The following is an 18242-nucleotide window of genomic DNA, read 5'->3' on the forward strand; positions in this document are numbered from 1 at the left end:
CCGTCGGCACGACGGCAGGGGCAAACCACCGCGCATCGATGCCCCGGCTAGTCGCGAATTAAAGCGATTCGATTTAACGATTTTTAAAATTAATCCGCCATCGATTTGACAGATTTTAAAGATTTCCAGGGTTTGATATTAGAGTGGCGCTTCAAAATGCGTCCATGCGTCGCGGCTCTCACCGATTTTGATATTTATCATTGTAATCAGATGATGTAGATCAAGTGGAGGGAGCAAAATGCATGACGAACGCCTTGAATTATTGCTCGCAATCTCGCGGAGAACCCTCGGGATCGAGAGCTTCGAACTGACCGGGAAGCCGACCGCCGACGTGCACCTCGTGAGCGCGGAGGATATTGGCCGCGCGCTGGAGTCGGCGTATGACGCCGGTCTGATCGTCGGCTACCGCATGGGCCGCGCGGAGTGCGAGCAGAACGCCTGAATATCGCTTGATGCGATTTACGAGTGGCGTCCTTTAAAGGGACGCCGTTTTTATTTTTGCGGCTATTAACTTGTTAATAAACCTGGTTCTGAATGGCGCATCGGCATTACCCAATCACAAGCGAATGCGCTTGTGTGATCGCGCTGATTACCTGGGAACCCTGATCAATCAAACGAGGCGGCGCAACGGCGCGAGCGACCAGTCGTGCGGCACGCCATGCACGGCGAAGAACCACGCGGCCACCCACGACGCGGCGACGACGATCAGGTCGCAACGTCCGCTGCGCCACCAGTTCAGCGAGTGCCGCTGATAGATCCACGGCACACCGAGCGGATTGGGCCAGTCGGCGAACAGGTGGATCACGCCTCCGCAAGCGAAGCCGAATGCGGGCGCCGCGAGCGGCACGTGACCGAGTCTGTGATACGACCAGACGAGCAACGCAATCCAGCCGATGCCCCAGTGCGTGAGCGTGCGATGCGTGATCCAGAGGTGCCGCTTCTTGCGCCACCATGCGACTTCGAGCCAGTCGGGCGCCGAGCCGCCCGCGACGCCCGCCGCGAATGCGAGCGCGGCGTAGAGATGCCAGGCGCTATCGGCGCCCTGATGCGTGACGATTGCGGCGGCGATGACGCCGGCGGCCCAGCCCGTGGCGTGATGTGCGGTGCCTGATGCCATGAAGCGATGTGTTGCGAAGTCGAAGGGGGCGCAATCTTCGCAGATGTGTCGCCGTTATGACAGGGGTGACGTGCAGGTGACAAGCGGGCGACAAGCGGACGACATGCGGCACGTCGTGTGGCGCGCGCGATGCGCGCGCCAGCCGTTCGCGTATCAGGTCGTGCAGCGCGCCACGTCGAAGCGCAGTTCTTCTTCAGGCGGATCGTTCGACGCGGAAGCGCCATGCGTCACGCGAATGACCGAGCCGTGGCCGTTCGGCGTGAGCGTGACGAAGTACGACGCGTCCGAGCGCGAGCCCACGCTCAGCTCGGTCGTGTTGCCGTCTCGCGAAGCGTGCACGTGCGGCAGGCGGTCTTCGAGGCAACTCGCGACCGACGAAGCCGACCGCGCCGACGAAGCGTAGATCATCTGTTCGCCGTTCGAAGCGGTGCCGGACGGCGGTGTCGATCCACAAGCGGCGATGAGCGCGAGCGGGGTAGCGGCGAGGAGTCGTTGCGTGAGCGTTTTCATAAGCGGCATGACAGTTTCGAAGCTGCGGATTATGCCAATGAGTATACGCACCCTGATCTGCATCAAGGCCCACGCAGACGTAAAAAGATGCAACAGTGAAAAGAAAAAACGCCCATGCGCTTGTGGCGCATGGGCGTTTCGCAAAGGAAAGGCAGCGCTGCGGATCGCGCCGCGTTTGCCCAATCCCGCGCGATCAGAAGCGGTGACGCAAACCGACTGTCGCGGCCACCTGGTTGTTCGTCGAAGAAGGCGAGAGCGTATTGATCGCTGCCACGTTCGCGATACCCGAGCCATCGGCGTGATAGCCGAGCGAACCCGTGGCGTGCTGGTAGACGCCAGCGACATAGACGTCCGTGCGCTTGCTGAGCGAGTAGTCGGTACCGAGGACCACCGTGTGCCACTTCGGGCTGTTGTTGGGTCCGTTGCCCGTCACGGTGCCGTCGGTGAACGTGTAGGAGCCGACGAACGCGAGGGCCGGCGTCAGATGGTAAGCGCCGTTGATCTCATAGTTGTCGACGTGCAGGTTCAGGCCCAAGAGGCCTGGCAGCGGCGCGCTGCCGCCACTCGATAGACTCTGCATGCCGTCGATCTGCGAGTGCGTCCACACGAAGCCAACCTGGGCCGGGCCGTAGGTGTAGTTCACGCCTGCGCCGAACGAGCGCTGCAGCCGCGCTGAGATGTTCTGGTCAGCCGAAGCTGCGCTGTTCGCGGCGCCCAGGCCGCCGGAGTTGTTCTGCTGCGAGTAGGCGGCTGCGAAGTTCAGCGGGCCGTTGCCGTACGACGCGCCAACGCTCCAGGCGCGGCCATTCGCGAAGCCGTTCGCGTCGTTGCTGAAACCGTACAGGCCGCCGAACTGGAAGCCAGCGTAGTTCGCGCTCGCATACTTGACCGAGTTCTTGATCGAATAGCTTTGGGCGAGGTTGTCGTTGTCGAACGGGTGGCCCGCGAGATTGTTGCCGAAGCCCGCGCCGGCCTCCGAGAGCGGCGAGAGGTAATCGACCATCGAGTCATACTGCCGGCCGAGCGTGAGCGTGCCGAATTGGTCGCTCTGCAAGCCGACATACGCCTTGCGGTTGAAGCCGTTGTCGCCGTTCTTGTAGCCGCCGTTGTTGATGTTGAATCCGCTCTCCAGAGTGAAGATCGCCTTCAGGCCGCCACCCAGGTCTTCAGCGCCGCGAAAGCCGAAGTAGTTGTTCGAGAGCGCGCCGCTGCCCTGAGCCCACAGGCTGTGGCCGCCCGCGTTGTTCGCGTAGACAATGCCGGCGTCGAGCGAGCCGTAAAGGGTGACGCTGCTTTGCGCATGAGCGCTCATGGCGAATGCACTGAGGACGCCCGCAACGATGAGTGCTTTTTTCATGTTTTTCTCCGATCAGAACTTGGGGAATCTCAAGCCGAATATTCTGAAATCGATTTCGTGCCCGGCTGATTCGCAACGAAGTGTAGGCCTGGGTTTCGGAGTATTTGCGCGGATTGGCGCAACAATGCATTCATCTCATTTCGAGATTGGCATTAATCACCGTAAGTGGTTGCATTTAAAGGGGTTTTATATTGGATTATCAGGTGCAGCAAAATGATCCGTGGGAATAATCCGTTGCGCACCCGCGACGGTGCGGCAAAGCCGCGCAGGTTATGGCTTAGCGCGAATTCCACTCTTTTTCAAGGCCGATTCGCGTCATTTTGTGAAAGGTACTGTTCCACATCCTGTACTGAACACGCGCCCAGCGCGGCGCTACAATTTCTTCAGCCCTCGACCAAGGGTGGTCTTTTTTCATCTGTTTTTACGCGGCTTTCGGGCCGCGTTTTTTTGCCTGCGAAAAATCATTTTAAATTCACGCGTGCGACGGAATGGTGCGTTGCGGAAAATGCAATGATTAAAATCGCTGGCGGATATTCTCGTTGAGTGTCGGGATAATCCAGAGCGGACTGATAGGAAGTCGTGGCGCCCGACGCGCGCCGCGATCCGGGTAGAATCTTGCCCTTGCCCGCGACGGGCAAGTCCCCGCAGAACCCGATGAAAGCCCCGCCATGACCGATTCTTCACCCGCAACCGATCCCGATTTCCCCGCCGATGACTCCGCCGCCGAGGCTGAGGTGATCCAGGAAGCGCGCCTGTGGCGCAAGGACGGCTGGACCGCGCGCGTGATCAAGAATGAGGACGACGACGGCTGGGCCGTCGAAATGATCAAGGACGGCGAGCCGGAGCCCGCACTGGTCGGCCCCTGGACCATGGGCCGCGACAAGAAGAATCCCAAGCCGCTCGATACGTCGGCCTTCAACACGCTCGTGAAGACCGCTTCCGAGGTGCTGCGCCGGCACGAGCAGCAGTTGCGCGCGCTGCTGCACAAGCGCGTGAGCGTGCAGACCGCCGAGGGCGATGTGGACGTGACGCTCGATATCGTTCCCGACGAGTACGAGCCCTATGCGCTCGTCAGCGCGATCGACGCGTATGGCGAGCAACTCGCCCAGGCGCGCGTCGCGCCGAACTTCAAGCTCACGAAAGCGCGCGCCGAAGCCTGGGCCGAAGGCGGCTTCGGGCGTATCGAATAAAGATCCGCGGCCGTCGGCCTATTCCTGCTTGCAGAAGATCGCAGTCAATAGCGGGCCAGCATGGTGGACGATGGCGTTATTGCCAGCCGCCGTGAGCGCCGCCTGCACCTTGGCCTGGGTGCCGACCACAACGGCCCCGTAGGCGGATGGGGCGATGGGCGTGCCGTTGCCGGTCTTGAAAATCGGGTCGTCCTTCTGGAAACCCACGATGGCGAACACGCTGAAGCCGTAGGCGGTCATGTGCTGGCCGCGCGCGGGCCAGAACGCGTTGATCGAATTGCTTTCGACTCTCATGGGCTTCGGGTCGATCAGGTTTTGCGTGATCAGTCCCGAGATGAAGTCGTGTGCGGATTCGCTGCAGGTCAGCGAGTCGTCGATGACAGCGGCGGCGCGAGCATTGCCGGCGAGAAGCGTCAGGAAAGCAAGAAAAAGGGCGGCAAAGGTAAAGCGTTTCATTGATCGAATGGCGAAAATGCGTGCGCCGAAGGCCGGAATGCGGCGGGCGCACAACGCCCGGTCTGGCGCGAAGGCTGCACTCTACGCGTGTTCCGGCGTTTTCGCTTGCGGCGCTGCGGGAACCGGTCTGGCGCTTTGGCTTACAAAGCCACAAGGCAAAAGTGGTACGAACGTCGGAATACCTGCAAGTTTTCTGGAAGGCGTATATATTGCGCGGTTATGACCGAAAAAGATAAACCTGTAAAAACGGCTCCGCGAGTGGTGCCGCAGCCGCGCACGTGGGACGCCCGCGCGGCGCGTTGGCTCGTCACTCCGCTCGTACCCACGCGCGTTACCCCGAATCATCTGACCACGCTGCGACTGCTGATCGGCGTTGCCGGCGGCCTTTATCTGGCGCGCGGAGACTTTCTGCACGTCAATGTTGGCGCATTTCTGATCGTATTGTCGAATTTTGTCGATCATACCGACGGCGAACTGGCGCGTATCAGCGGCAAGACCAGCCGTATCGGACATTTCTACGATCTGGCGGCGGACGCGCTCGTCACCGTTCTGTTGTTCCTCGGCATGGGCTGCGGCCTCGGCGTCGTGGCCGCCCACTCCGGCGCCGAATGGCGTGTGCCGCCGGCCGTGCTCGGTGGCATCGCGGGCGTCGCGGTCGCCGTGATCTTTTTCCTGCGCATGCGTATTGAGGAAATGGCCGGCAAGGCGGGCACGCAACAGGCGTTTGCCGGCGGCTTCGAGACGGAGGACGTGCTGTATCTGCTACCCCTTGTCACGCTGACGGGCGTCGTGTCGCCGTTCATTATCGCGGCTTCGATCGGGGCGCCGTTGTTCGCCATCTGGGTGGTGCTCGACTATGTGCGCGTAACGCGCCGCCTGCGCCCCGCCAAGGAAACCAGTCAGGTGTGGAGCAGCCGATGAGCTTGCAAGCAGAACAAGAACAGGTCGTAGCGCCTCCCGTGCCGCCTCCAGTCCGTACCGCGCGTGCGGCGGCCGGCGACCCGGAAGGAGCAATCGGCCGCGCGCTGCAACCGTTGAACACGGGACGCCTGCGCGACGAATATCAGAGCCAGGGCTCGTTCCTGTACCTCTCCGATTTTCTGCCCGCCGACGCCACGCAACAGTTGATCGACGCGGCCAACGCGCTGCTTCCCGAAGTCAACCGCAACTATCTGCCGGGCCACAAGGCGGGCGGCAGCGTGAGCCGTCACACCATCGACCGCCTCGCGCCGTACATCGCCGAGCTTTACCGCTCGCCGCAGTTGATCGCGTGGCTCGAGAAGATCACGGGCGACAGCCTCCAGCTTTCGCCTGAAGACGACCCGCACGCTTACGCGCTCTATTACTACACGCGCGCCGGCGACCATATCGGTTGGCATTACGACACGTCGTACTACGACGGCCGCCGCTATACGGTGCTGCTCGGTGTGATCGACGAGTCGTCGTGCAAGCTCGACTACGAACTGCACACGAAAGACCCGAACAAGGCGGATCAACCGGGATCGGTGCAGTACCCGCCGGGCGCGCTCATCGTGTTCGACGGCGACAAGCTTCGCCATCGCGTCACGCCGAGCCTCGAAGGCGAAGTGCGCGTTTCGCTCACGCTCGAATACGTGACGAACCCGAACATGCGTCCGTGGCGGCGGTTCATCTCAAACATGAAGGACGCCATTGCGTACTTCGGTTTCCGCCAGGTGTTCCGCAAGGCATTGGGAGGCAAGGCGTGAGCCGTGCAGCCATCCTGCTGCTGTCGGTCGGCACGGCGCTCTTCATTGCGCTGCTCGCCTGGCAGGGCCTCGGCTCGGTCACGGGCGCACTCGCGGCGGCTGGCTGGGGGCTCGTGCTCGTCGCGGCGTTCCACGTCGTGCCGCTCGCGCTCGACGCGGGTGCGATCGCCGTGCTCTTTGGCAAAGGCGAGCGTGTCGATCAGCGTGATGCGCTGCTCGCGCGCTGGACCGGCGAATCGGTCAACAGTTTGTTGCCGGCAGGCCAGATCGGCGGCCCCGTGGCCATGGTGCGCCAGCTCGGGCAACGCGGCATGTCGATGCGCGACGCCGCTGCGGCCATCACCGTGAGCACCACGCTGCAGGCCGTTGCGCAGATCGTCTTCGCCGTATTCGGCATCGTGCTTTTTTCGGCCTACGCCGCGAATGGCGCGCCGCGCGATCTCGGCGTCGCCGCGCTGATCGCGACCGCCGTGCTCGGCGGCCTGATCGCGCTGTTCTATGTCGCGCAGCGCCGCGGTCTGTTCGGCCGTCTGCTGCGCCTCGCTTCGAAAGTGTTCGGCAAACGCGACTGGTCGACGCTTGCCACGCGCGCCGACGCCATCGACGAAGCCGTGAAGTCGCTTTACGCGCAGCGCGGCCGCGTGGCGGCCAGCTTTGCGCTGAGCCTCGTGGGCTGGCTCGTGGGCACTGTGGAAGTGTGGCTCGCGCTGCGCTTTCTCGGCCATCCCGTAGGCTGGATCGATGCGCTGCTGCTCGAGAGCATCGGCCAGGCCATTCGCGGCGCAGCCTTCGCCATTCCTGGCTCGCTGGGCGTGCAAGAGGGCGGTTATCTGCTGCTTGCGCCGCTCGTCGGCCTGCCGCCTGAGGCGGCGCTCGCGCTCTCGCTCGCCAAGCGCGCGCGCGAAATCCTGCTCGGCTTGCCGGGCCTTCTGTATCTGCATTTCAGCGAACGTAGCTGGCAACGCCGGCGCGCCTCGCGCGTCTGCGCTGTCGAAGTCGCCGATTGACCTTTTTTCTTCCAAGGAACGTTTGCGCATGCGCGCCATCATTCTCGCGGCAGGCCTTGGCCTGCGCCTTCAGCAACCCGCTGGAGATCAGTTTCCGAAATGTCTGCTGCAGTTCGAGGGCGTGACGCTGCTCGAACGCCATCTGCAATTCCTGGAAGAGGCGGGCGTGACCGAAGTCGTGCTCGCGCTCGGTTTCCAGCCTGAGCTGGTCGAGGCCGAACTCAAGCGCATTGGCTGGCCGCACAAGGTCGAGGTCGTGATGAATCCGCGCTTCGACCTGGGCAGCGTGCTCACGGTGCATCGCACGGCCGAGGCGCTCACGCGCGGCGGCGACGTGCTGCTCATGGACGCCGACGTGCTCTACGACGAGCGCGTGTTCGCGCCGCTCGTGGCGGGCGAGGCGCCGGCCAACCGTCTCTTGATCGACCGCGACTTCGAAGCCGGCGACGAGCCCGTGAAGCTGTGCCTGCGTAATGGTGTGCCCGTCGAACTGCGCAAGCAGCTTGCGGTTGGTTTGCAATACGACACGATCGGCGAGTCGGTGGGCTTCTTCCGCCTGAACGAAGCGACGGCGAAGCGCTTTGCGCAGATCGTGGAAGGCTACGTCGATACGGGCCGCGCGAACCTGCCGCACGAAGAAGCGCTGCGCGACCTGCTGCTCGAACGCGGCTGCGAATTCGAAACCGCGGACGTGACCGGCGCACCGTGGATCGAGATCGACTTCCCCAATGACGTGACGCGCGCCGCGGAGCAGGTGCTGCCGCAACTGCGTCCGGTGGTGAGCCGCGTGAAGCAGACGGCGATCTGATCGCCTCTGCGCTGATTGCTTGATTCAGGCCGCGAGGTCTGTCGCGCGCTTCAAAGCGGCGGCGGGCTTCGCGGCTTTTGCTTTTGCGCGTGCTTTGGCTTCACGGCGCACACGCAAAAGCGCACCGCTTCATCTGTTGCCGGGTTCCCGTTTTCTGCAACAAGGGCCATAATGGCAGCTTTACGCCATCAGCCACGCTGATCGTCGTTTCTGCCCATGCCATTAGCCCTCGGCACATTCATCGTTCCGCTCATTGTCGCGTGCTCGATGTTCATGGAGAACGTGGACGGGACGGTCATCGTCACCTCGCTCCCCGCACTGGCCCGCGATCTCGGCCAGGACCCCATCACACTCAAGCTGGCCGTCACGAGCTATGTGATCGGCCTGGGCGTGTTCATCCCGATCTGCGGCTGGGTGGCCGATCGATTCGGCTCGCGCAATGTGTTCCGCACGGCGATCGGCATCTTCATGGCGGGGTCTCTGTTGTGCGCGGCTTCGCGCTCGCTCGAGATGTTCGTGGCCGCCCGCTTTGTGCAGGGCATCGGCGGCGCGATGATGGTGCCGGTGGGCCGCATCATCATCTTCCGCTCGCTGCCCAAGTCGGACTTCATTCGTGCCGTCAACTACCTCACCGTGCCCGCGCTGCTCGGGCCCGTCGTGGGGCCGCCGCTCGGCGGGTTCATCACCACGTATCTGCATTGGCGGTTGATTTTCTTTATCAACATTCCGATTGGCGTGCTCGGTATCTGGCTCGCGAACCGGCATATCGCGAACATGCACGAGGAGCATCCGGGGCGGCTCGACTGGGTCGGCTTCGTACTCTCCGCGGGTGGGGCGTCGCTCTTCATGTTGGGCCTTTCGCTCGTAGGCGGCGAACTCGTCGCCACGGGTACGGCGGTGACGATGTGCGTGATCGGCGCGTTGCTGCTGGGCGCTTACTGGTTGTATGCGCAACGAGTCGAGCGGCCCGTGCTCGATCTGAAATTTCTGCGTATTCCCACGTTCAATGCGAGCGTGGCGGGCGGCTCGCTGTTTCGCATCGGGCTCGGCGCCGTGCCTTTTTTGTTACCGCTCACGCTGCAGGAAGGACTCGGCATGACGGCGTTCGCTTCAGGCGCGATCACTTGCGCTTCGGCGTTCGGCTCGATCTTCATGAAGGCGATCGTCTCGCGCGTGCTCGGGAGCTTTGGCTTTCGCCGCACGCTGATGGTCAACGCCGTGCTCGCGGGCACGGCCATCGCGATCTGCGGCTCGTTTTCGCCTGGCATGCCGGTGTGGCTCATCTGGGTCATCGTGCTTGCGGGCGGCATCTTTCCTTCGCTGCAATTCACCGGCCTCAATTCGCTCGCCTACGCCGATATTCCGACGCGCGACATCGGCCGCGCCACGAGCGTGGCAAGCGTGATCCAGCAGGTGTCGCTCGGCCTCGGCGTGACGATTGCGGGCCTTGTGCTGCAGATTTCGCATCGGGTGCAAGGGCATTCGACCATCGTCTGGTCCGATTTCTGGCCGGCGTTTCTCGTGGTCGGGCTTTTTTCGGTGGCGTCGATTCCGGTGACGATGCGCTTGCCCGCCAATGCGGGAGAGGAAATTGCGCGCGGCCGGCGCGGCAAGGCTTGATCCGCGGCCGGACGTTCGTTTTGCACCGCAGCGGAATCAGCGGATCGCCGGATCGCAAACGTTTTCCTGGCGTGCTATAAGGCCAAGGCAGGTATCAGGTAGGTCAACAAACCGAATCATGGGGTGAACTCAATGAAGCTGGTTGAAAAAACGAAAATCTCCGCTGCCGCTCTCGCACTGCTTTCCCTCTCCGCGTTGTCCACGGGCTTCCTCGAAGCCACGCCGGCCTTTGCGAAGGATACGGCGCAACGCCCTGCGGTCCTCAACGCATCGGCGGTGGCCGTTGCTGACAAGTACGCGGCCGACGCCGCCGAGCAGATCTTCAAGGAGGGCGGCAACGCCGTCGACGCGGCCGTCGCCATCGCCTTCTCGCTCGCGGTGACGTACCCCGAAGCCGGCAACATCGGCGGCGGCGGGTTCATGACGCTCTACGTGAACGGCAAGCCGTACTTCCTCGACTATCGCGAGCGCGCGCCGCTCGCCGCCACGCGCACGATGTACCTCGACGACAAGGGCAACGTGATCCCGGGCAAGAGCCTGTTCGGCTATGACGCCGTGGGCGTGCCGGGCACGGTCGAGGGCATGTGGGAAGCGCAGAAGCGCTTCGGCAGGCTGCCATGGAAGCAGGTGCTCGCGCCCGCGATCAAATACGCGCGCGACGGCTTCGTGGTGGACGAGCAACTCGCGAAGCGCCGTGAGGCCGCTGAGAAGGACTTCAACGGCAAGACCAACTTCGACGACTACTTCGGCAACCTGAAGGAGGGCGTGACGTTCAAGCAGCCCGATCTCGCCAACGTGCTCACGCGCATTGCGAACCAGGGCGCGAAGGACTTCTACGACGGCAAGACCGCCGACCTGATCGCCGCCTCGATGAAGGGTCACGGCCTGATCACGAAGCGCGACCTGCAGGAATACAAGGCGGTGTGGCGCCAGCCGGTCGAGGCGAAGTGGAACGGCTACGAGATCATCACGGCGCCGCCCCCGAGTTCGGGTGGCGTGGGCCTCGTGCAGCTGCTCAAGATGAAGGCGATGCTTGCGCCGCAGTTCAAGGACGTGCAGCTCAATTCGCCGCAGTACATCCACCTGATCGCGGAGATCGAAAAGCGTGTGTTCGCGGATCGCGCGCAATATCTCGGCGACCCCGACTTCTACAAGGTGCCGGTCGCGCAGCTCACCGACGACGCGTACCTCGCGAAGCGCGCCGCCGAAGTCGATCCCGACAAGCCTTCCGACACCAAGAGCGTGCAGCCGGGCCTCGGCACCTCGATGCCCGAGAAGGCGGAAACGACGCACTTCTCGGTGGTCGACAAGTGGGGCAACGCCGTTTCGAATACGTACACGATCAACGGCTACTTCGGCTCGGGCGTGGTCGTGCCGGGCGCCGGCATCGTGCTCAATGACGAGATGGACGACTTCGCGTCCAAGCCGGGCGTGCCGAACATGTTCGGCGTGGTGGGCAGCGACGCGAACGCAATTGCGCCGAAGAAGCGCCCGCTGTCGTCGATGACGCCGACCATCCTCACGAAGGACGGCAAGGTGGCGCTCGTGATCGGTACGCCGGGCGGCTCGCGCATCTTCACGTCGGTGTTCCAGGTCATCAACAACAACTATGACTTCGACATGCCGTTGAAGGACTCGGTGGCGGCGATGCGCTTCCACCACCAGTTGCTGCCGCCCAACACGATTTTCTGGGAGCCGTACCAGCCGATCGACGGCGAACTCGCCAAGCAGGTCGAGGCGAAGGGCTACGTGCTGAAGGGGCAGGACTTTAACGGCGACATTCAGGCGATCCGTATCAACGGCGATACGCCCGACGCGGTTTCCGATCCGCGCGGCCGTGGCGTGTCGCGTCTGATCCAGTAACGCTCAACGCCGATGCGAAACGATGCGCTGCGCATGAAAGCAAACCATTTCGCATCGGCAACCTGGCATGAGGTGGCAAAAGTTTGCATGACATGAGCGTTTATCCTCAAATTTGGGGATGCCGCTCCGTTATTCATCGCGTACTATGCAACCTCCGGCGGAAGACAGCCCTTTGCCGGCGTGTGTTTTTCTTGGGGCGGCGTTTGCCGCCCCATTTTCTTTTCGGCATTCCCAGTTTCACATTCCTGTTTCACGCTTCACCGACTGCATGTTGAATCCGTCAGGCACTAAACTCTGACGTTTGCGCCGCCAAGTAAGCGAGGCGCGCCCACTTCTCATCGCACCCGAGCATGGACCTGACGAGCCGCGAACTCGCGCTGATCGCCGACGTCTTCAAGCTGCTGGCCGACCACATCCTGCCCGAGGGCGCCTTGCGCCTCGAGGTGGGGCGCCGCCTGCTCGAACTGCTGCGCGCCGATGGCCTGGATGCGGGCGAGGGCCTGTTCGTCTGGTCGGGCGAAGAGAATCTCGATCGTCTGCGCATTCGGCGCGGCAAGCGGCGCGAGCATTTTTCCGATCGGGAACTGCTGCTGTTCGATCTGGTGCGCCCGGCTTTCATTGCGGCGCTGGCGCGTTCGCGCGCGCAGACGGGGTACGTTCAGCCCACGCAAGGCGACACATCCGCTGCCGATAACGAAGCGATCAACCGCTTGACGCGGCGCGAGCGCGACGTGGTCGCGCTCGTGGTGGAAGGGCTGCTCGACAAGGAAATTGCCGAGCGGCTGGGCATTTCCTATACGACCGTGCGCACCCATCTCGATCGTTCGTTTCAGAAACTCGGCGTCAGCAACCGCTCGCGCCTCGCGCGGCTCGTGCAGTCGGCGCAACGCTGAGGCGCGCTGCGCTTCCCCTTATTTCGGCGCGGCTGCCGAAACATTCTCGCCCGCGGCATCGATCAAGCCGACGCAGGTTTGCGCGTTGCCGATCCGCTCGATCGCGAGCAGCGCGAAGCGCGCGAGAAAGAGCGGGCCGTTGGCTTCGCCCAGGTTGGTCATGGTCTTGCACAGGTGCGTGTAAACGGTGTCGAGTTCGCTGTCGGTCATGGTTTTCTCCATCAGTACTTGATTCGTCAGCGCTCAGGCGCACAGCGCCTGGTCGAGGGCGGCGAGCGCATTCGTCGCGACTGTGCCGGCGTCGCCGTGCCAGCGGCCGAGCACGTGGCCGTCCGGGCGCACGAGGTAGAGCGTGCCGGGCCGCGCGCCATAGATCGGGAAGAGGCGTCCCGTGTGATCCCAGCCGCTGCGGCGTGGTGCGTCGGCGGGTTGGCGCTGGGCGAGCGGCACCAGTGCGAACGGCAGTGCGCGTGCGGCCAGCGTCGTTTCGAGCGCGGCGAGCGGGGCGGGCGTCGCGCCATCTTCGCTGAAGTAGAGCGCTGTGAAGCACGGCGCGATCAGGTCGGTCACGTGGCCTTCGCGCGTGCCTGCCTGGTCGACGATCGTGAGCGGGCACTCGGGCAGCACCGTGCCCGGCGCCGGACCGTTCGCGAGCGCATCGGAGGCTGCGTTGAGCGGCGAGGCCGAGTAGGCGATCGCCGAAGTTTGGCGCGGATTGATCAGCGAGCGCACGGCGGCGTGCTCGCGTGCGAGGCTCAGTACCGCTGTGCGCATCAGATCGAAGGCAAACGACGGCGGCGCCATGAACTCCGTGCTCTTCGTGCCGTAGCTCAGGTTTTCGTGCGCCGCGTAGACGCGCTCGTCGGAGTAGCTGTCGAGCAACGCGTCGCTCGCGAGCCCCTTCACGACATAGGCGAGTTTCCAGGCCAGATTGTCGGCGTCGTCGATGCCCGAGTTCGCGCCGCGCACGCCAAAGATCGGCACGAGGTGCGCCGCGTCGCCCGCAAACAGCACGCGGCCGTGGCGATAGCGCTCGAGCGTGAGCGCGTTGGCTTTGTAGATGGTGATCCAGACCGGCGACCAAGACGCTTTCTCGCCCATCATGTCGAGCAGGCTCTGCACGCGCGGCATGACGTTTTCAGGCTTGATCGCTTCGTCGGCATCCTCGTCGTCGCGCAGTTGATAGTCGATGCGCCACACGTTGTCGGGCTGCTTGTGGACGAGCACGGTCGAGCCGGGATTCGACGCCGGGTCGAAATAGGCGAGCCGTTCGGTGGGACGCGCGCTGTCGAGCAGAATGTCGACGATGACATAGCGGCCCTCATAGCTCGTGCCCTGAAGCTTCAGGCCGAGCGCTTCGCGCACCGTGCTGCGGCCGCCGTCCGCGGCGATGAGCCAGTCGGTCTGGGCGATGTAGTCGCCTGCGGGCGTGGAGAGCGAGAGCGTGGCGCCGTGCGCGTCGTCCTGCAGCGCCGTCACTTTCGTGCGCCAGCGAATGTCGATGAGATCGGTGTGCCGTTGCGCGGCGTCGAGCAGGAACTGCTCGATGTGGTACTGCGCGAGGTTGACCATCGGCGGCAGCTTCTGGTTTTCGTCCTGCGGCATCGTGAAGTGCAGCACTTCGTCGTTGCGGTAGAAGCTGCGGCCGCCCGTCCACGGCAGGCCTTTCGCGAGGAAGCCGTCGAGCGCGCCGAGGCGCTCGATGATCTCGAGGCTGCGGCGCGAGATGCAGATCGCGCGGCTGCCATAGCAAACCGATTCGTCGGCTTCGATCAGCACCGAGCGCACGCCATGCTTCGCGAGGCCGAGCGCGATGGCAAGGCCCACCGGACCGCCGCCGACGATCGTCACGGCGTGGCGCTGTACTTCGCGGCCGCCTTCGAGTTCAGGCAGGCGGGCGTCGTACTGCTTCGCCTCGAACGGATAGGGTTTGAATTCGGCGGTCATGGGGATGTGTCTCCGATACGTATGTCTTGTACTTGCCGGCTTGCCCGAGCAGGGGCGCTGGCGATGAAGGCAGTATGGAGCGCGAAGCGCGGCCCGCTGTCCTCAATTTGGGTACAGGGGGCTTACGGGGGAGATGACTCGGAGATGCGCGAATACGGCTGGAGGTCAGCCCTGATCCGTCGCCAGACAAAGCGCGAAAAGCTGGCGCTGGCTCGAAATGCCCAGCCGCTGATACGCGCGTTTCTGATAGGTCACCACACTGCTGGGCTTCACGCCCATGCACTCGGCGATTTCAACCGCGCTGCGTCCTTCGAGCACGCCGCGCAGGGCGTCGAGTTCGCGTTTGGAGAGCGTGGGGCACAGGCCGCGCAGCCGCGCGAGCATCATCTGAGGAATCCCAAGCTGGCTCTGGCCGCGAATCGTGTAGTGATGCCGCGCCGATTCGCCGATCAACGGCGCGAGCGACTCGACCAGTTCGACTTCGCCCGGCTGGAAATTCCCGGCATCGCTTTCGCGATACAGGTTCACGGAAAGCCAGATGTCGGCGGCCGGCTGCAACAGCAGCGAGAGCCGGTCGGACACATTGGGCGTGGCGTAGCACGCGGTGCGGTAACCGTCGTGCGCGATGTCGGCGCTGCTTTGCCAGTGCAGCACGAGCGACGAGCCGGGTTTGTCGGCCGCGCCGCCGGTGACGATCTGCTGATTGCCGTCGAGCGCGTAGAAGAGGCGTGCGTAGGTATCGGCGACGTCGCGCAGAAAGCGCCCGCCGCGATGATCGGCCACGGAAACCGTGCGCGGCCGGTTGCCGAATTCGTAGGCGAACACCGTGCACTGCGTGACCGAAGTCGCCGGACCGAGCATGTTCAGCACTTCGGCGGCGAGCGCGTTGGCGTCGTCGCGGCCGATGGCCGAAACGAGGCTGGTGACGCGCGAGAGGTCGAACTGACCTGCCTGCCTCGGTCGATCGAGATGCCAGTAACGCATGTTTCTTAAGGAAAACGGCTAGGAAAAGCCACTCTTACGAGATTAGCACCGTTTCGCATCAGCGTGAAAGAAGCGCGAAAGCGCCGGCAGCGGGGCCGGATCGCCGGGTGCAATGCCGCCGTGAAGCCTGCGTCAATGTAAGCAAGGAACGGCACGTTGGGGTAATCTCCACCCTCGGCCGGCGCGGTATTCGCGTCATGTTTCCTTACCTGAACCTCCCTGCGCGCAGGATATCTCGAAATGTTGACGCTCCCCACCGCGATTCCACCCGATTTCGGCGCCGGAGCGGTCTTTCTCAGCGTACTCGTCACGCAACTGGGCGTGCCCGTGCCGGCCGCGCCGGTGCTGATTCTCGCGGGCACGCTGGCGGCGGGCGGCGAGACATCCTACGGGAGCCTGCTGGCGGCGGCGGTGATCGCCACGCTGCTCGCCGATTCACTGTGGTTCGCCGCGGGCCGCAAGCGCGGGCGGCGTCTGCTCAATGGGCTCGTGCGTTTTTCGTTGTCGCTGGACACGACGATCCGTATTGCGCGCAACGTATTCGAGCGCTACGGTGCGCCCATTCTCGCAGTGGCGAAGTTCGTGCCGGGGCTCGGCCTGATTTCCGCGCCGCTGCTCGGCACGACGACGGTGGCGGTGCATGTCTTCCTGCTGTGGGACACGGTTGGCGCGGCGTTGTGGGCGGGCACCTGGCTGCTCGGCGGCGCAGCGCTGCATGCGGAAATCGTGCGCTTCGCGGCGTTCGTGCGCGCGAACGGCATGACGATCTTCGACGTGCTCGCCGTGGCGGGCGTGCTGTTCCTCGCCTGGCGCTGGCTGCGGCGCATGCAGTTCCGCCACTGGCTCGCCACGCATCGCATTTCGCCCGATCAGCTCGACGAGATGATGAAGTCGAACTCGCCGCCGATCGTGCTGGACGCGCGTCCGCAATCCGTGCGCGAGAAAGAGTCCTACCGCATTCCCGGCGCGCGGCCGCTGAATCTGGAGTCGAGCGAAGAACTCTCGCCCGAGCTGATCGGACGCCCGATCGTCGTGTACTGTGTGTGCCCGAACGAGGCGACGGCCAAGCGCATCGTCGATCAATTGCGCAACAAGCACATCTATCATGCGCATGCGCTCAAGGGCGGACTCGACGCCTGGGAGCGCCACGGTTATCCGGTCGAGCCGCTGTCCAACGAATTCCACGCGGCGCATGAGCATGCCGACGAACTCGAAGCGGGCGAGGAACCGGAATACACCGTGCGGGCTAGCCTCTCGAAGTAACTGTTGTTCCGCCGCGCGTCGCCTGGCGCGCGGCATTGCCTGCTACGCGCGCTGCTTGCGCGAGCCGCCCCCCACGTTCTGCCCCGCGTCGCGCGCCATCTGCGCATAACCCCACACCGAAATCAGCGTGAGCACGCCGGCACCGAGAAAGGCGAGCCGGAAGTCGTCGAGCGTGAACACATGGCCGGTCGTTTCGCCGTTGACGTGCGCGGCCACGCGCAGCGCGAGCGCGCCGAACGCAATGCCAAGACCGATGATCATCTGCGCCGCCGCGCTCCAGAGCGTGCTGGCCGCGCTCATCTGCGGCTGCGCGACATCGGCGTAGGCCAGCGTGGCGAGGGTGGAAAACTGCATCGAGCGCGCCATGCCGTAGACGAACACGACAATCAGCACGATGGCGAGTGGCGTGCCGGGCGTGAGCATGCCGCACGCGATCAGCGCGACGCCCGCGACGCTGACGTCGACGACCGAGACGAGCCGGAAGCCCCAGCGTTCGAGAATGCGCGTCGTGAGCGCCTTCATGCCGAGGTTGCCAAGCGCGCTCGCGAGCAGCAGCAGGCCCGACTTGAACGCCGAGAGACCGAAGCCGATCTGGAACATCAGCGGCATCAGATACGGCGCCGCGCCGATGCCGATGCGCGTGACCGAGCCGGTCACGATCGTGACGGAAAACGTCGGTATTTTGAGCGTGGAAACATCGACGAGCGGGTGCGGATGTCGTTTCGCATGCACAAACGCGACGACGCCGATCGCAACGCCCGCCGCCACGATCGCCACCGCGCGCCACGGATTCTGGCCGACCTGGCTCGCCAGTTCCGCGCCGTAGAGGATGGCGGTCAGCGCCGCGCCGCTCAGCACGAGGCCCGTGACGTCGAGCGGCCGGCGGTGTTCGCCGCGCAGGTTCGGCACGATCGCGGCGATGGCCGCTAGCACGGCGATGCCGAACGGCACGTTCAGCAGGAAGATCCAGCGCCACGACGCGTAAGTCGTAATGAAGCCGCCGATGGGCGGTCCCACCACGGGCGCGGCGATGGCGGGCCAGGTGATCGTCGAGATCGCCTGCATGAGCTTGCTTTTCTCGGTGCTGCGCACGACGATGCTGCGCCCCACGGGCACCATCATCGCGCCACCAATGCCTTGCAGGATGCGCGCGGCCACGAACTCGTCGAGGTTCTGCGAGATCCCGCACAGCACGGACGCCACCGTGAACGTGACCACGGCGCCGAAGAACACGGAGCGCGCGCCGCAGCGGTCCGCCACCCAGCCGCTGGCCGGAATGAAGATGGCGAGCGCGAGCATATAGGCGGTCACGCCGAGACTCAGGCTATTCGGGCCGATGCCGAACGAGCGCGCCATCTGCGGCAGCGCCGTGGCGATGACGGTCGTGTCCAGGTACTCCATGAAGAACGTGGCGGCGACGAGGTACGGCAGCCAGCCGACGCCGGAGGAGCGTTGCGCGGGAGCGGTCATTGCGCCTCCGCGTAGCAGAGGGGAATCAAC

18 protein-coding genes are annotated in these 18242 nt (G+C 64.0%); 10 read left to right on the forward strand and 8 right to left on the reverse strand.

From position 1 onward, the window contains the following. The first annotated feature begins 238 nt into the window (after positions 1 to 238). Positions 239 to 442 carry a hypothetical protein gene (locus VSR72_RS26350; RefSeq protein ID WP_254340422.1) on the forward strand — a complete coding sequence of 68 codons (204 nt, stop codon included), beginning with the start codon at positions 239 to 241 and terminating at the stop codon, positions 440 to 442. A gap of 168 nt (positions 443 to 610) precedes the next feature. Here the strand turns inward: VSR72_RS26350 and VSR72_RS26355 are convergent, their stop codons facing one another. The 3 genes from VSR72_RS26355 to VSR72_RS26365 form a co-directional block, all read right to left on the reverse strand. Further along, the gene (locus VSR72_RS26355; RefSeq protein ID WP_342955285.1) at positions 611 to 1117 is read right to left on the reverse strand and encodes a metal-dependent hydrolase; all 507 of its coding nucleotides are present in this window, start codon (positions 1115 to 1117) and stop codon (positions 611 to 613) included. Positions 1118 to 1270: 153 nt separating this feature from the next. After that, positions 1271 to 1636 carry a sugar ABC transporter ATPase gene (locus VSR72_RS26360; RefSeq protein WP_342955286.1) on the reverse strand — a complete coding sequence of 122 codons (366 nt, stop codon included), beginning with the start codon at positions 1634 to 1636 and terminating at the stop codon, positions 1271 to 1273. A gap of 184 nt (positions 1637 to 1820) precedes the next feature. Further along, the gene (locus VSR72_RS26365) at positions 1821 to 2984 is read right to left on the reverse strand and encodes a porin (protein ID WP_342955287.1); all 1164 of its coding nucleotides are present in this window, start codon (positions 2982 to 2984) and stop codon (positions 1821 to 1823) included. Positions 2985 to 3652: 668 nt separating this feature from the next. Between VSR72_RS26365 and VSR72_RS26370 the strand changes: the two genes are divergently transcribed. After that, the gene (locus VSR72_RS26370) at positions 3653 to 4174 is read left to right on the forward strand and encodes a hypothetical protein (protein WP_342955288.1); all 522 of its coding nucleotides are present in this window, start codon (positions 3653 to 3655) and stop codon (positions 4172 to 4174) included. Positions 4175 to 4192: 18 nt separating this feature from the next. On the opposite strand, the gene VSR72_RS26375 is transcribed toward VSR72_RS26370, so the two are convergent. After that, on the reverse strand, positions 4193 to 4630 hold the full coding sequence (locus tag VSR72_RS26375; protein ID WP_342955289.1) for a hypothetical protein: 438 nt from the start codon (positions 4628 to 4630) through the stop codon (positions 4193 to 4195). Between the two features lie 219 nt (positions 4631 to 4849). Here VSR72_RS26375 and VSR72_RS26380 point away from each other — a divergent pair, with 219 nt between their 5' ends. From VSR72_RS26380 to VSR72_RS26410, 7 genes are all read left to right on the forward strand, one after another. Continuing rightward, positions 4850 to 5551: a CDP-alcohol phosphatidyltransferase family protein gene (locus VSR72_RS26380; RefSeq protein WP_342955335.1), complete on the forward strand. Its 702-nt coding sequence runs from the start codon at positions 4850 to 4852 to the stop codon at positions 5549 to 5551. Continuing rightward, the gene (locus tag VSR72_RS26385; RefSeq protein WP_342955290.1) at positions 5548 to 6357 is read left to right on the forward strand and encodes a 2OG-Fe(II) oxygenase; all 810 of its coding nucleotides are present in this window, start codon (positions 5548 to 5550) and stop codon (positions 6355 to 6357) included. Before VSR72_RS26380 ends, VSR72_RS26385 begins: the two co-directional genes overlap by 4 nt. After that, positions 6354 to 7364, forward strand: a complete 1011-nt coding sequence (locus tag VSR72_RS26390) for a flippase-like domain-containing protein (RefSeq protein ID WP_342955291.1) — start codon at positions 6354 to 6356, stop codon at positions 7362 to 7364. The genes VSR72_RS26385 and VSR72_RS26390 overlap by 4 nt, the downstream gene beginning before the upstream one ends. Before the next feature lie 28 nt (positions 7365 to 7392). Next, complete coding sequence (locus VSR72_RS26395) at positions 7393 to 8172, forward strand: phosphocholine cytidylyltransferase family protein (protein WP_342955292.1); 780 nt, start codon at positions 7393 to 7395, stop codon at positions 8170 to 8172. 216 nt (positions 8173 to 8388) lie between these two features. Then, a complete protein-coding gene (locus VSR72_RS26400) occupies positions 8389 to 9792 on the forward strand; it encodes an MFS transporter (RefSeq protein WP_342955293.1) in 1404 nt (467 codons plus the stop codon). 132 nt (positions 9793 to 9924) lie between these two features. Then, complete coding sequence (ggt, locus tag VSR72_RS26405) at positions 9925 to 11655, forward strand: gamma-glutamyltransferase (protein ID WP_342955294.1); 1731 nt, start codon at positions 9925 to 9927, stop codon at positions 11653 to 11655. A 350-nt stretch (positions 11656 to 12005) separates the two neighbouring features. Next, positions 12006 to 12548: a LuxR C-terminal-related transcriptional regulator gene (locus tag VSR72_RS26410; protein ID WP_342955295.1), complete on the forward strand. Its 543-nt coding sequence runs from the start codon at positions 12006 to 12008 to the stop codon at positions 12546 to 12548. A gap of 18 nt (positions 12549 to 12566) precedes the next feature. On the opposite strand, the gene VSR72_RS26415 is transcribed toward VSR72_RS26410, so the two are convergent. From VSR72_RS26415 to VSR72_RS26425, 3 genes are all read right to left on the reverse strand, one after another. After that, positions 12567 to 12758: a hypothetical protein gene (locus tag VSR72_RS26415; RefSeq protein ID WP_233885247.1), complete on the reverse strand. Its 192-nt coding sequence runs from the start codon at positions 12756 to 12758 to the stop codon at positions 12567 to 12569. A 33-nt stretch (positions 12759 to 12791) separates the two neighbouring features. Continuing rightward, positions 12792 to 14495: an FAD-dependent oxidoreductase gene (locus tag VSR72_RS26420; RefSeq protein WP_342955296.1), complete on the reverse strand. Its 1704-nt coding sequence runs from the start codon at positions 14493 to 14495 to the stop codon at positions 12792 to 12794. Positions 14496 to 14660: 165 nt separating this feature from the next. After that, positions 14661 to 15479: a LuxR C-terminal-related transcriptional regulator gene (locus VSR72_RS26425; protein ID WP_342955297.1), complete on the reverse strand. Its 819-nt coding sequence runs from the start codon at positions 15477 to 15479 to the stop codon at positions 14661 to 14663. Positions 15480 to 15719: 240 nt separating this feature from the next. On the opposite strand from VSR72_RS26425, the gene VSR72_RS26430 reads away from it, so the two are divergent. Further along, positions 15720 to 16742, forward strand: a complete 1023-nt coding sequence (locus VSR72_RS26430) for a VTT domain-containing protein (RefSeq protein WP_342955298.1) — start codon at positions 15720 to 15722, stop codon at positions 16740 to 16742. A 42-nt stretch (positions 16743 to 16784) separates the two neighbouring features. Here the strand turns inward: VSR72_RS26430 and VSR72_RS26435 are convergent, their stop codons facing one another. Further along, entirely contained in the window at positions 16785 to 18212 is a 1428-nt protein-coding gene (locus VSR72_RS26435; RefSeq protein WP_342955299.1) for a DHA2 family efflux MFS transporter permease subunit, read from the reverse strand. Between the last annotated feature and the right edge of the window lie 30 nt (positions 18213 to 18242).

This window comes from Paraburkholderia sp. JHI869 (genome assembly GCF_038900775.1).
Lineage (GTDB): Bacteria > Pseudomonadota > Gammaproteobacteria > Burkholderiales > Burkholderiaceae > Paraburkholderia.